The sequence below is a fragment of the Cohnella lupini genome (genome assembly GCF_003386205.1).
In the GTDB taxonomy this organism is placed as follows: Bacteria; Bacillota; Bacilli; order Paenibacillales; family Paenibacillaceae; genus Cohnella; species Cohnella lupini.
Genome location: NZ_QRDY01000002.1, coordinates 626,973 through 640,104 on the forward strand (window position 1 = coordinate 626,973; position 13,132 = coordinate 640,104).

The following is a 13,132-nucleotide window of genomic DNA, read 5'->3' on the forward strand; positions in this document are numbered from 1 at the left end:
GATGAATATTTACGTTAATGCGCGGTTTCTGACTCAGACGGTTACTGGCGTACAGCGATACGCGATCGAGCTGATCAAGCAGTGGGATCAGCTATTGGAAGAAGAACCGGATGATAGGCGCTTTTATTCCATCACTCTATTATCGCCTCCGGGCGCAATTCACGAATTAGACCTTAAGCACATTAAGGTGAGAAGAGTGGGGTCGTTCGGAGGTCACGCGTGGGAACAGCTTATCCTGCCTTATTATGCGCGAAAAGGCTTGTTGATCAATTTGTGCAATACGGGACCGATATGGAAAAGAAAACAAATCGCTACCATGCACGATACGGCAGTCTTCGATCATCCCGAAGCTTATTCCTTTTTATTCCGAAGCCTGTACAGGTTCATTCAGAAAAGCCTGGGAAAGAGAGCGCAACGCGTCCTGACCGTATCTCAATTTTCCAAATCCCGTCTGATTGCCAATTGCAGGATCAAGGAAGACAAGATAAGGGTCGTGAGCTTAGGGATGGAGCATATGCAGAAGCTCGACTCGGATCGGGAGATGTTGAGTCTCCATGAATTGGTTTCGAAAGGGTACGTTTTGGCGGTAAGCAGCATGAACCCGACCAAGAACTTTCCTAATATCGTACGCGCGATCGAAATGCTGAACGAGGTCGATTACCAAATCGTGATCGCGGGCGGCACTAACGGCAAGGTATTCGGAACGGCTAATGTTCCCCATTCCGATAAGCTGAAGTGGGTCGGTTACGTTACGGACCCGCAACTCAAAGCTTTGTATGACGGAGCCGCATGTTTTATTTTTCCCTCCACTTACGAAGGATTCGGTCTTCCGCCCTTGGAGGCGATGACTTGCGGAGCGCCGGTTATCGTTTCCCGGTCGGCTTCGCTGCCCGAAGTCTGCGGGGAAGCTACGCTATATTGCGACCCAATCGATCCTAGGGATATCGCCGAGAAAATCGATCAGGTCATGGCCAGTTCGGAGTTGCGCCAAAGTCTTAGGCTCAAGGGATTGCGGCGCGCGGCTCAATTCAGCTGGAACAAATGCGCTAAGGAAACCTGGGAGGCGGTAAAGGAGGTTGTGCATACGTGAGAATTGCGATCGTTCACGATTGGTTAGTCGTCTATGCAGGCGCCGAGAAGGTTTTGGAGCAGCTGTTGCACTTATACCCTGATGCTGATATATACAGCATAGTCGATTTTCTCCCAGCCAAGGAGCGGGAGTTTATACGGAACAAGTCCGTGAATACATCCTTTATTCAGAAGCTTCCTTTTGCCAGAAATAAGTTTCGTCATTACTTGGCTCTAATGCCGTACGCCATCGAGCAATTCGATCTTTCGGAATACGATCTCATTATTTCAAGCTCTTACGCGGTAGCGAAGGGAGTCATTACGGGACCGGATCAACTGCACATATCTTACGTGCATACCCCTATTAGATACGCATGGGATTTGCAGCACCAATACTTGAGGGAGTCGGGCCTTACTCGCGGCTTCAAGGGCAGCGTTGCCAAGTGGATGCTTCATCGCATGAGGCTTTGGGACAGTCGCACGGCCAACGGAGTTAACTCGCTGATCGCGAATTCTCAATACATCGCCAATCGCATATGGAAGGTATACCGCCGGCAATCGACGGTAATCTATCCGCCGGTGGATGTCGAACGCTTTCTATTGGAGGAAAACAAAAAGGATTATTATTTAACGGCTTCAAGAATGGTCCCCTATAAGAAAATGGACTTAATCGTCGAAGCCTTCTCCGCTTTTCCGGATAAAAGATTGCTCGTGATCGGGGATGGACCCGACTTCGAGAAAATCAAAGCGAAAGCGAAAGCGAACGTCACTTTATTGGGCTACCAGCCTTCGGAGCAGCTAAGAAAATACATGCAAGAAGCCAAAGCGTTCGTGTTTGCCGCGGAAGAGGATTTCGGAATAGCGCCGGTAGAGGCGCAATCCTGCGGTACTCCCGTGATCGCATACGGCAAAGGGGGAGTTTTGGAGACGATCCGAGGGCTGGATCATGAGAAGCCTACGGGAGTGTTTTTTAACCAGCAGACCGTTTCGTCTCTCGTTGAAGCCATTTCCGATTTCGAGAAGAACAATCATCGCATTTCCTCTTTGGAATGTCGGCATAATGCTTTGCGGTTCTCGGCTTCCGAGTTCCGCGAGAAGTTCAGCCGGCACGTTCGTGAGCAACAGAGATACTTCTATTCGGAATCGGCCATTCTTGAAATCCGTTGAGTTGGAAAAGGGAGAATGAACCATGAAACGAGAAAATAAACAAATTCACATCCGAAACGTTATCGTCGAGAACAAGAACACGATTCGTTATTCGGTAGAGTACGGCTCCAATGCCAATAAATTTTTCTCCGGAGAAGATTTCTTCGTTGAATACGGCGAGGACATCAGCCAGGTTCCGCAACATATTCTAGTCATTCCTTTACTTTCAAACCTGTGCCCGGTCGCATGGATCACGGGGGCGGACGTTTACGTCGAGCAATTGGATTCAGGCTTTCACGAAAGCTTGATGATAGCTAAGCAATCGTTCGCTAAGATGTATCCCAGGATTAAGTTCACGGGAGACATTCATGTGAGTAACCTTATGAACGGCTCGTCGCCATCCCGGTCCTCAAGGTCGGCTACCTTCTTTAGCGGAGGCGTAGATTCCATGGGGACGTTCATAAACAGGAAGGAGGAATATCCTTTTTTCATAACGGTATGGGGAGCCGACATCAAATTTAATCAGCAAGAGATGTGGCAAAGGGTCAGGCAGTATAACGAGGAGTTTGCGCAATCCAACGGCATTCAAAGCTTGTTTATTAAATCCAACCTGCATACCTTCCTGAACGAAGAGCAAATCTCGTATTCTTACGGTCGATTTACGCACGGGTGGTGGCCGGGAGTTCAGCACGGAATCGGAATGGTCGGTTTGGTGGCGCCGCTCGCTCACCTGCTCGGCATTGGACGGTTATACGTTCCTTCGGCGTTGCCGCCGAAGCTGGCAAGATCTTTTCCCGACGGTTCCAATACGATGATCAATAACCATATCCGTTGGGCGGGAACGCAAGTGCAATTGGACGGCGAGGAATTCACCAGACAAGAGAAGGTATCCTCGATAGCCGAATATATCGGAAATTCGGATCGACAGGTGTGCATCAGGGTCTGTTGGATGAATAAAGAGTACGGCAATTGCTGCCGATGCGAGAAATGTTATCGAACGATCGTCGCATTACTTGCGGAAGGAACCGACCCGCGGCGCGCGGGATTCGATATTCACCCCGAAGTTTTCGGCGATATTCGGCAGAGATTGCCTCATTGGCTTCCGCATAACGTGCTTAAGATCGAATATTGGAATGAAATCCGTTTGCGAAGCATTCAGAATCAATCGCTAATTTCTCCGGAGGCACGCGAATTTTTCGATTGGTTTCAGAGATTGGATATCCCGTCGTTCTCGAAGAGAACAAACGTTAAGAAGCTGCTCTTAGATTGGATTCCCCATCCGTTGTTTCTATTATTCAAGAAAATCGGGTTCAATAGATTACTTAAAACCGAATGAGGGAATGACATGTCGTTAAGAATCAAGGGAATTACGGCCATGAAGTGGTCAAGCTTCTCCACTTTAATATCTATCGTCATTCAGCTTGCGCAGATCGTCATCGTGTCCAGGTTGTTAGAGCCGGAACATTACGGGTTGATGGGCATGATCATGGTATTCGTTTTTCTTGCGTTATCCATGAACGACTTGGGTATTTCCAACGCCATCATCCACAGGCAGAACGTAACGCGCAATGAACTGTCCAGCTTGTATCTATTAAATTTGGTCGCGGGAGCGGCTGCCTGCTTAGCTGTATGGTTTCTTGCTCCGGTGGCCAGCAGCTTCTATCAAGAACCCCAACTAGTCGGACCTATGCACCTCATGGCATTCCTGTGCTTCATACCGGCGATCGGCCAGCAGTTTCAGGTACTGTTTCAAAAAGAGCTAAAGTTCGACTATCTCGCCAAGGTGGATATTGCCGCTTTTTCGATCGGATTCTTCGTCGTATTAGCAGGCGCTTACTTAGGGTACGGGGTATACGCGTTAGTGTGGTCTCATCTGGCTAACGCCCTGTTGAAATCCGTTTGTTTAGCGGCCGTAGGCTGGCGCCGGTGGAAGCCCGGCTGGCATTTCTCCCGCAAAGATCTTAAAGGATACATTAGCTTCGGAATGTATCAAATGGGTTCTAATCTCGTTCAAACGATCATTTCCAATCTAGACTATATTATTTTAGGCCGAATGCTAGGCGCGGAAAAACTCGGTTATTATACATTCGCTTTTCAGATTTGCTCGATGCCCGTCCAGAAGCTGAATCCTCTATTTTCGCAAATCTCGTTGCCTCTCCTCGCGAAGATGCAAGATCAGGTCGACGCGTTAAAGAGAGGATTCCTTGGGATGGCGAGCGTGGTCAGCTACGTAAACGCTCCTATCTTCTTAGGGTTGATCGTTACGGCTCCCTATCTAGTCCCTTTCGCGTTCGGTTCCCAATGGTCTCCGAGCATTCCGATTATTCAAATACTGGCGGGAATGCTGCTTATTCGTTCCATTATTATGTACACATCCAGCTTGCTGCTAGCCAAAGGCAGGGCGGATATCGCTTTTAAATACACGGTCGTCAGTTTGACCGTTATTTTTCCAGCATTAGCTTTAGGAGCCTATTACGGGGAAGCTTTAGGGGTCGCTATCGCCTACTTATCCGCTCAAATCATACTTTTCGGAATACATTACAGACTGTCTATCAGAAGTTTATTGGGCGCTTGCTTGTCGGATTACGCTCGAAGTCTGCTTCCGGGAATCTCGTATAGCATGATTATGTCGCTTGGAGTGTTAGGAATAGGGCAGATCATTTCCGCTCATTATGCGCAAGTAGTCATTCTTGGGTTGCAGATCGTATTCGGCGCCGTTCTTTACGGACTGATCCTCTATTTTTTTAACCGCGAACAGGTCAGGCGCTTGGTCGTAAAAGCGCTGCTGAAGTATTCCAAGAAACAAGCCTAGGAAGGACTGGTCGTGTTGGAGAAAAGAGAGAAACCGCTGAACATCATGTTCGTCAGCCACACGTACATCGGCGGACCGTTCGTTGTCGGGTCCCATCATCTGGCGCGAGAGTTTTCTAAGAGGGGACATCGGGTGCTGCATCTGAGCACCTCCGTAACGCCGCTCCACTTGCTTCAAATGTACAAGAAGTCGGTTAAGAGCCGGTTCAAGCATTGGTTGAACACCGGGAAAACGGCGGGCGAGCAATCGATTATTCATTGCGTTCCGTTCACTTGGGTTCCTTGGAAGCTAGCTGGAAATCTGCTCCGAAGACGGGGACGGAATTGGTTCGTCTCCTTCACGGCCTTTCCAAGCTTATCGAAAATGTTCAAGCTCCACCGGTTTCAAGACGTGGATCTGCTATTCATCGATCAGCCCTGTTTCGCCGGAATCGATCGTTATTTGAATGCCAAGGCTATCGTGTACAGACCGACGGATAATTACGCTGACATGCTCGGCGATGGGACGGTGGAGTGGGCGGAGAAAGACATTGTCGGCCGGGCGCATGGAATCGTGGCCACCTCCGGGCCGGTTTATCAGAATATCCGAAAATATAGACCGGAATTACCGGGCATGATTCTGGAAAACGGCGTAGAGTTCGAGCATTTCGCGAAATCTTGCGAAGAGCCGACGGAGCTTAAGGATATTCCTAGGCCGAGGGCGATTTATATCGGGGCGGTAGACGATAGGCTAGATCTGGACGCCATCAGGGAACTAGCTGTTGCTCGTCCCGAGCTTAGCGTCATTATTATCGGACCCCATACCACTTCAAAAAGCACGGCAACCTTGTCCAACCTCTTTTTCATGGGCGCCCATCCGTATGCTAGTTTGCCTTCCTTCTTGCATCATGCCGATCTGGCTCTGCTACCGATGTCCGATCACGCCGCTAACGCCGGCAGGAGTCCGATGAAGCTGTACGAATACGCGGCTGCCGGATTGCCGACGGTCGTCACCGCGACGGCGGAACTTCTAAGAAGAACGGAGGATTTTCTCTTCTTCTACAAGGAGAAGCATGAATTCATCGAGCAGGTCGACGAGGTACTTCGGAAGATAGCAACGAACGGGATCGTGAAGGAACGGATTATAGAAGCGGCAAGAATGCAGTCATGGGAGGCTAAAGCCGAGCTGTTGCTGACCTTCGGATTGAGCTTGGCCAATGAAGAAGCCCGATCCTTTCGGGGCGCGTGATATAGAGAGATGATGGAAGGGAGCTCGGATATGAGACTGGCTGTCATAGGAACAGGATACGTCGGATTGGTAACGGGGGTATGCTTCTCCGAATTAGGGAATGAAGTCATATGCGTGGATAAGGATATGGAGAAAATAAATAAGCTTCGACAAGGCGAAATCCCAATCTACGAGCCCGGGCTGCAGGAAATGCTGTGGAGTAACTTGGATACCGGCAGTATCGCTTTCACGACGAATACGACGGAAGCGGTGAGAAACGCGGATATCGTCGTCCTGGCGGTCGGAACTCCGTCGCTGCCAAACGGCGAAGCCGATCTGAGCTATATCGAAGAAGCGGCATCGGCCATCGGAGAAGCGCTAAACGGATATAAAGTGATCATGACCAAAAGCACGGTGCCCGTTGGAACGAACGGCAAAATCGAATCCTGGATCTACGATCGGACCAGCCATCCGTTTCATGTCGTATCCGTCCCCGAATTTCTGCGGGAAGGCTCCGCTATTCGGGATACGTTTAACCCCGATCGCATCGTAGTCGGGACGGATAACGAACGAGCCGCGAAAATCGTCGTTGAATTGCATCGGCCTTTGACCGATCGCATTCTCGTAACCGACGTTCGCAGCGCCGAGATGATCAAGTACGCTTCGAATGCGTACCTAGCGACCCGAATATCGTTCATTAACGAGATCGCGAATATTTGCGAGAAAGTAGGCGCGGACGTCAGCCAGGTGGCTCAAGGTATGGGACAAGACAAGCGCATCGGACCCGCGTTCTTGAACGCGGGCATCGGTTACGGCGGTTCCTGCTTTCCGAAGGACACGAAAGCGCTCATCCAGATCGCCGGAAACGTGGATTATAACTTCAAGCTGCTGAAGTCTGTAGTGGAGGTTAACAGAGACCAACGGAATAACGTACTCCGCAAGCTGCATGATTTCGTCGGCGACCTGAAAGGACGCACGATCGCGATTTGGGGACTGGCGTTCAAGCCGAATACCGATGACGTTCGAGAGGCGCCTTCGCTGGATATCATAGAAGAGTTGGTCGCCGAAGGAGCTTTCGTAAGAGCTTACGATCCCGTGGCTACCGCTAATTTTCGCCGATTGTTCGATCATTCGAGCATTATTTGGTGCGATAGCGCGGTTTCCGCGGCAGAGAATGCGGACGCGTTGTGCTTGTTGACGGAATGGCGGGAATTCGCCGAAGTAGACTTGAGTCAGGTTGCTAAGGGTATGAAAGAGCCCGTTCTGTTCGACGGCAGAAACGTGTTTAATCAGCAGAGCAAGGAAATTGCCGCCTTCAAATATTATTCCGTAGGAAGACCGCAGTCCGAACGAACGAAAGAAGGTGGCAACCATTACGGTATTCATGCTGCCGATAAGGCTTGATGGAAACAAATATATCGAACTGCTAGTCGCTTCCTTGGAGAATCGCGCGATTTCGGTGAAGGCTTTCGATAAGAGAACCTTCTATAAGATGAAACGCGGGGATGTTCTCCACCTTCATTGGCCGAGCTTTAACTACTCGGGAAATAACGGTATGAAGACCTTACTCAAGTCTTCCGCATTCGTCCTATTATTGACTTATTTGAGGATCAGGGGAATCAAGATCGTATGGACCGTACATAACGTTTGGCCGCATCAAGGCGGCCCAAGCAGGTTTAACCGACTTATGCGAACTTTTCTCTGCGCATTCTGCTCGAGAATCATTCTGATGGGTGCTTCCGTCAAGGAGGAGCTGGTTCGAAATTTCAAGGCAACCGAGAAGAAAATGCTAATCGTTCCCCATGGGCACTACAAGGAAGCCTATCCCAGCTTTGGACTAGACGTGAGGGAGCGATTCGGAATCCCGAAGAATGCATATCTCTTCGCTTTCATCGGACAAATCTCTCCATACAAGGGAATCGATCGGCTTCTGGGCAGCTTCGAGAAATTAAGCGATGAAGGCGTACATCTCCTGATCGCGGGTAAACCTTCGCAGGATCTCGAGTTTTCGATCAGGACCGCGGCGGAAAGAGATATGAGGGTCCATCTCTCCCTTTCTTTCGTCGACGATTCCGAGGTGGCCGATTATGTCCTGAGCTCGGATTGCCTGGTATTACCTTATCGCAATATTACGACCTCCGGAACGGCTATCCTCGCTCTCACCTATTCCAAGCCGGTCATTGCGCCCGATATAGGGCTGTTAAGAGAATACACGACGCCGGAAACCTCGATTTTGTATAACCCTTCGGAACCGGACGGTTTAACGAACTCCATGGCCGAGATGATGCGCAGGAAAACGATGTTCGATAATAAAAGGCCATACGAACGCAAGCTGGAAGAGCTCGATTGGACTAAGGTGTCCGAGCTTCTTCTGAACGCATACGGCAGACAAGCGAAGGCGGAATAATGTCGTTCGCGAGAAACTCCGCGTGGTCCATCGTCCAGACGGTTATGACCCAAGCCATCGCGATGGCGGGCAATATCGCTCTCGCTAAGCTGCTGTCTCCCGAACAATTCGGGTTGCTCGGAATGGCCACGATTTTCACCGGGCTGATCCTCGTCGTTCAGGAGGTAGGGATGGGCTCTTACCTCGTATACAAGCAGAATACGGATGAGGCGTTCCTTCCCACGGTGCATTGGATGAACCTGATGATCTCGGTTATTCTGTCCGCGTTGCTATTCGGCATTGCCGGTCCGCTTTCCGTTTTCTATCACGCCGCCGACATCAGGACGATCGTCACTTACATCGCGATCGGCGTCTTGCTGGGCTCGCTCGGAATTACCGCGAGAGCCCTTAATCAGAAAAACATGCGATATAAGAATTTGGCCGTTATCGACATGGGGAGCGAAGCTTTAAGCGGAGGGATCGCTATCGCTTTTGCCGTCAATGGTTATCCTTTGCTCGCCATTACGTCGAAATTTTTGTTTCGACCTGCTCTGCAGTCGATCTTCCTGCTTACCGGAGCAGATAGAAAGCAGTTGTTCGGCCGAAGGTTCGATGTCTCTATCTTTGCGGGAATGCTTAAATACAGTTCCTCGATCATACTCTCGCAAATTTTAATTTACGCGAGCAGCGTAGCCGACTTTCTGTTGATCGGTAAAACGATGGGCAGCAAGCAGTTGGGCTTGTACGCGATGGCGTTCAATTGGGCTTTTCTGGTGCGGAATGCCGTGTCCGGAGCGGTCGCCCGCGTCGTATTCTCGGACTTGTCGAGGATACAGAACGATTTGCCTTCGGTGAGGACAAAGTATCAGGCCCTTATGAGAACCCTATCGTTCTTTTTGTTCCCGCTATGCGTAGGATTAAGCCTCTTATCACACGACTTCGTAATGACGCTATATGGAGAACGGTGGATATCGTCCGCAACCATTATGCAATACTTGATGATAGCAGGGCTATTGTCCAGTCTGGGTACGACTAGCGGCGCACTCTTCAAGAGTCTCGGCCGGCCGGACTACGATTTGAAGTTATTTTCCGCCATGTTCCCTCTGGTCTTCGTTCTCATGTATGCGGGAACTCAATACGGCATCAGGGGGGTATGCATTGCCGTCGTTATCGAGAATTTGATCGTGCTCGGCATTAGGAGCTACTTGGTCGTCAAGCTGCTGGTATTGGAATGGAAGACTTTCATCTTTTGCTTCTTGCCCTCGGCGGCAAGCGCGATCGGAATGGGATTCGGATACGGCTTGGCATCGATGGCCATCACGGACGGAGTTCCAATACTCGCGGTACTCATTATTAAGGTCATTGTCCTTATCGCAGCTTATTTGGGAAGCTCCAGACTGGCGAATAAAGCAGGTTACGATCAACTCGCCGCTCTCGTCAATACGTTCATTCGAAGGAATGCCCGAACGAAAGATACCGCTAAAGCGGGTGTTTAAAGAGAAGAAGCAAGCGGGACTACCCCGCTTGCTTCTTCTTTCTGTCCGAGGAGTTGCCGCCCGTCGAAGCAGAGACTTCAGCCGTTTCCGCGCCGTGGTTCTGGCGCGGTTCCTCGCGTTCCATATGACTAGTGCCATTAAGTATTCCGCCTTCCTGAACGAGAAGGATCGCGGCTAGGGAATTTCCGTGCAGCTGCCCCGTCGCGGTGATGATCAATTTGCCTTTGGTGTGGACATCGCCGTAGACTTTACCCGCGATCGTGACGTCCCTGGCGGTTATATTGGATTTGGCCATGCCGCCTTCCCCGATGACGATATCGCCCTTGCTCTCGATATCTCCGTGATAAGCGCCTTCGATTCGTACTCCCGCTATAGATTTCAGATGACCGTTCATTTCGGTACCTGCTCCGATCAACGTGTCGGTCACCCCGTTCGCCGCTTTCCTGCCCTCTTTGAACATGCTCCCTCAATCCTCCTTCACCTTTCGCAAATAAGGCAACGGGTTCACGGGTTCTTCGTTGGCGACGACTTGGAAGTGCAAGTGCGGCCCCGTACTTCGTCCGCTATTGCCCATCTCCGCGATGAGATCTCCCCGGCTAACCCGTTGATTCGGCTTCACTTCGATGACCTTCAAATGCATGTACCATGATTCCAAACCGTCACGATGGGTAATGATGATATAATTACCCCGTGTGCGATTGAATCCCGCTTCTTTAACTTGGCCGTCTCCGGCCGCATAAACGGGATCGCCCATCTCTCCGGTAATGTCCACCCCGGCGTGGAAAGCGGACCTTCCCGTGAACGGATCGCTCCGATATCCGAAGCCCGAGGTTAATCTCCTCGACACGGTTGGCCATTCCGAGGGCAACGATTCGATTTCCGCGCGCTTGAGCTCAGCCTTCCGCAAGCCTTCCGCCATCGATATCGCCATATCGTCCAGCATTCGCGACAGCTCGGAGAAATCCGCGATGTTCGATTCCATGGCGGCAATGGACACGATGTCGGATGATGAAGCGTCGGAGACCGCGACGCTGGCAGTCCCCATGGCGGCGGAATATGCGGTGGCGGCAACTTCGGCAACGTTCCGGCTCTCATCGGAAGTACCGTCCGCATGGTTACCTATGAATTGACGGAGCTTGGCTTCGAGCTCGCTTATTTCGTCCATGCGGCTTCTGAATAGCTCGTTTTGCCCATCCAAGTCGCGTATCTCCTGCTCGAGGGAACGAATCTCCGCGGTCTTGACGGCCAGTTCGTTGCGATGCTTAAGCGCGCTGCTTCCAAGCCGATCCTCCAAAGCGTGAATTCGGCCGACCGACTTCAGTTGGAGAAAAGCAAAGCTACTGGCAACGGCCACGGCGGCGGCGACGGGCAAGAATACGACCGTTCTCCCGGACACCTTGAACTGTTTGACCCGCCGTTCCGCGTCCCTGATGAGGAGCAGCGACCATTTCGGTTTCCGTTTCCTTTGCGCCATCGGATCTCCTCTCGGGTTCAAGATTAACCTAGTCTAATGCTATTTATTCTTGGAACCTTTCTTTCATTCCTATAAATCATTAAGAGACGGCGAGGCTACTTGAATGATCGTGCTTGTACTCAGCGTTATGCTATTCATCTTTATTTTTCAGGCGGCGACCATCCTTTTGCTCGAATTCCGCAGACCGGCGCATGCGACGGCATGGCTGTTTATATTGTTTCTGTTCCCGCTGGTCGGGTTTATTCTGTATTATTTCCTGGCCACGGAGTTTCGCAGAAGCAGGAAAGCGAGGAAGAGGGCAAGCCGGGATCAGCGCCGAAGGGCGAAGCTTCTCGGTATGAGCTCGAACGTTACCGTTGTTACGGAGATGCCGGAAGAGACCGGCTTCTCTTCTAGGACAAGATTGTTTCGGGCGCTGCTTAAAGGAGGAGAGCTTCCGATTTCCGGGAAAAATCGCAGCGAAGTGTACAATAACGGCATGGATACGTACGAAGCGATGCTGAAAGCGATCGGAAACGCGGATAATCACATCCATCTCTCGTCCTATATCATAAGAAACGACGAGATCGGCAAGGAGTTCCAGCAAGCGTTAATCAGGAAAGCGAAGCAAGGAGTAAAGGTTAAGCTTCTGTACGACGGAATCGGAAGCATCAAGCTCAGCGACTCGTACATCCGTATTCTTCGGGACGGCGGTGTGGAATGCGCATGCTTCTTTCCGCTTAGGCCTTCTTTCTTGAAGAAAAGGATGAACTATCGTAACCATCGTAAAATTATCGTGGTCGACGGGAAGATCGGCTTCGTCGGGGGAATCAACGTGGGCGACGAATACGTCGGCAAAAATCCGAGGTTAGGCTATTGGAGGGATACCCATCTGAGGCTGGAAGGGGATTCGGTCTATTGGCTTCAAGAAGTATTTCTGAAAGATTGGGAGATCGCGACCCGGGAGAAGCCCGACGTACCTGCCTACTTTCCCGATCATGAATGCCCGGGCTTCGAGGCGGTACAGATCGTTCCGGCGGGGCCGAACCGGAAAGGGGACGCGATTCACGATTCCGTATTCGCGATGAGCACCGCCGCGCGAGACAGGATATGGATGACGACGCCTTATTTCATCCCGAGCGCGAGCATCGCGATGGCGCTTCACGACGCGGCAAGGAGCGGCTTGGACGTACGGATTATTATCCCTTACATCCCCGACACCTGGCTTGTTCATCTGGCAACCTTGTCCTATGTGGAGGAGATGATGCGGTCAGGCGTTAGGGTATGGCAATATAAAAAAGGCTTCGTCCATGCCAAGACGCTCGTCGTGGACAAGTTGGTTGCCGTCGTCGGCTCGGCGAACATGGATTTGCGCAGCTTCTTCAGCAATTTCGAGATCAACGCCCACTTGTTCGATCCGAAAGCCATAGCGAAAGTGGAAGGCGATTTCTTGAAGGATCTGGAGGACTGCGAAGAGATTAACCTGCAGAAGTTCCTGATGCGGCCGCGCAAGCAGAAATTCAAGGAAGCGATGGCGCGTATATTGTCTCCCTTGCTGTAGCCGA

General features: G+C 50.9%; 11 protein-coding genes. 9 read left to right on the forward strand and 2 right to left on the reverse strand.

Annotation, left to right across the window (positions count from 1 at the left end):
* Position 1 precedes the first annotated feature (1 nt).
* From DFP95_RS06825 to DFP95_RS06860, 8 genes are read left to right on the forward strand one after another with little or no spacing between them, the layout of a single operon-like run.
* Positions 2-1,090 carry a glycosyltransferase family 4 protein gene (locus DFP95_RS06825; RefSeq protein ID WP_115991811.1) on the forward strand — a complete coding sequence of 363 codons (1,089 nt, stop codon included), beginning with the start codon at positions 2-4 and terminating at the stop codon, positions 1,088-1,090.
* A complete protein-coding gene (locus DFP95_RS06830) occupies positions 1,087-2,235 on the forward strand; it encodes a glycosyltransferase family 4 protein (protein ID WP_115991812.1) in 1,149 nt (382 codons plus the stop codon). The genes DFP95_RS06825 and DFP95_RS06830 overlap by 4 nt, the downstream gene beginning before the upstream one ends.
* 22 nt (positions 2,236-2,257) lie before the next feature.
* Entirely contained in the window at positions 2,258-3,550 is a 1,293-nt protein-coding gene (locus DFP95_RS06835; protein ID WP_115991813.1) for a hypothetical protein, read from the forward strand.
* 9 nt (positions 3,551-3,559) lie between these two features.
* Positions 3,560-5,026 (forward strand): MOP flippase family protein, encoded by a 1,467-nt coding sequence (locus tag DFP95_RS06840; protein ID WP_115991814.1) that lies wholly within the window; start codon positions 3,560-3,562, stop codon positions 5,024-5,026.
* 12 nt (positions 5,027-5,038) lie between these two features.
* Positions 5,039-6,253, forward strand: a complete 1,215-nt coding sequence (locus DFP95_RS06845) for a glycosyltransferase (protein ID WP_245987412.1) — start codon at positions 5,039-5,041, stop codon at positions 6,251-6,253.
* Positions 6,254-6,283: 30 nt separating this feature from the next.
* Positions 6,284-7,636 (forward strand): UDP-glucose dehydrogenase family protein, encoded by a 1,353-nt coding sequence (locus DFP95_RS06850; RefSeq protein ID WP_115991815.1) that lies wholly within the window; start codon positions 6,284-6,286, stop codon positions 7,634-7,636.
* Positions 7,596-8,639, forward strand: coding sequence for a glycosyltransferase family 4 protein (locus DFP95_RS06855; protein WP_147304143.1), 1,044 nt, complete (start codon positions 7,596-7,598; stop codon positions 8,637-8,639). The genes DFP95_RS06850 and DFP95_RS06855 overlap by 41 nt, the downstream gene beginning before the upstream one ends.
* A complete protein-coding gene (locus DFP95_RS06860; RefSeq protein WP_115991817.1) occupies positions 8,639-10,114 on the forward strand; it encodes a lipopolysaccharide biosynthesis protein in 1,476 nt (491 codons plus the stop codon). The genes DFP95_RS06855 and DFP95_RS06860 overlap by 1 nt, the downstream gene beginning before the upstream one ends.
* Before the next feature lie 19 nt (positions 10,115-10,133).
* On the opposite strand, the gene DFP95_RS06865 is transcribed toward DFP95_RS06860, so the two are convergent.
* A complete protein-coding gene (locus tag DFP95_RS06865) occupies positions 10,134-10,574 on the reverse strand; it encodes a bactofilin family protein (RefSeq protein WP_115991818.1) in 441 nt (146 codons plus the stop codon).
* A gap of 6 nt (positions 10,575-10,580) precedes the next feature.
* A complete protein-coding gene (locus DFP95_RS06870) occupies positions 10,581-11,588 on the reverse strand; it encodes a M23 family metallopeptidase (RefSeq protein WP_115991819.1) in 1,008 nt (335 codons plus the stop codon).
* 109 nt (positions 11,589-11,697) lie between these two features.
* Here DFP95_RS06870 and cls point away from each other — a divergent pair, with 109 nt between their 5' ends.
* Positions 11,698-13,128, forward strand: coding sequence for a cardiolipin synthase (cls, locus tag DFP95_RS06875; protein ID WP_115991882.1), 1,431 nt, complete (start codon positions 11,698-11,700; stop codon positions 13,126-13,128).
* Positions 13,129-13,132: the final 4 nt, after the last annotated feature.

Excerpts from the sequence above, each read along its gene's own strand:
- DFP95_RS06825 (WP_115991811.1), top strand. The coding sequence starts at position 2 with ATGAATATTTACGTTAATGCGCGGTTTCTGACTCAGACGGTTACTGGC.
- DFP95_RS06840 (WP_115991814.1), top strand. The coding sequence starts at position 3,560 with ATGTCGTTAAGAATCAAGGGAATTACGGCCATGAAGTGGTCAAGCTTC.
- DFP95_RS06870 (WP_115991819.1), bottom strand. The coding sequence starts at position 11,588 with ATGGCGCAAAGGAAACGGAAACCGAAATGGTCGCTGCTCCTCATCAGG.
- DFP95_RS06860 (WP_115991817.1), top strand. The coding sequence starts at position 8,639 with ATGTCGTTCGCGAGAAACTCCGCGTGGTCCATCGTCCAGACGGTTATG.
- DFP95_RS06865 (WP_115991818.1), bottom strand. The coding sequence starts at position 10,574 with ATGTTCAAAGAGGGCAGGAAAGCGGCGAACGGGGTGACCGACACGTTG.
- DFP95_RS06850 (WP_115991815.1), top strand. The coding sequence starts at position 6,284 with ATGAGACTGGCTGTCATAGGAACAGGATACGTCGGATTGGTAACGGGG.
- DFP95_RS06835 (WP_115991813.1), top strand. The coding sequence starts at position 2,258 with ATGAAACGAGAAAATAAACAAATTCACATCCGAAACGTTATCGTCGAG.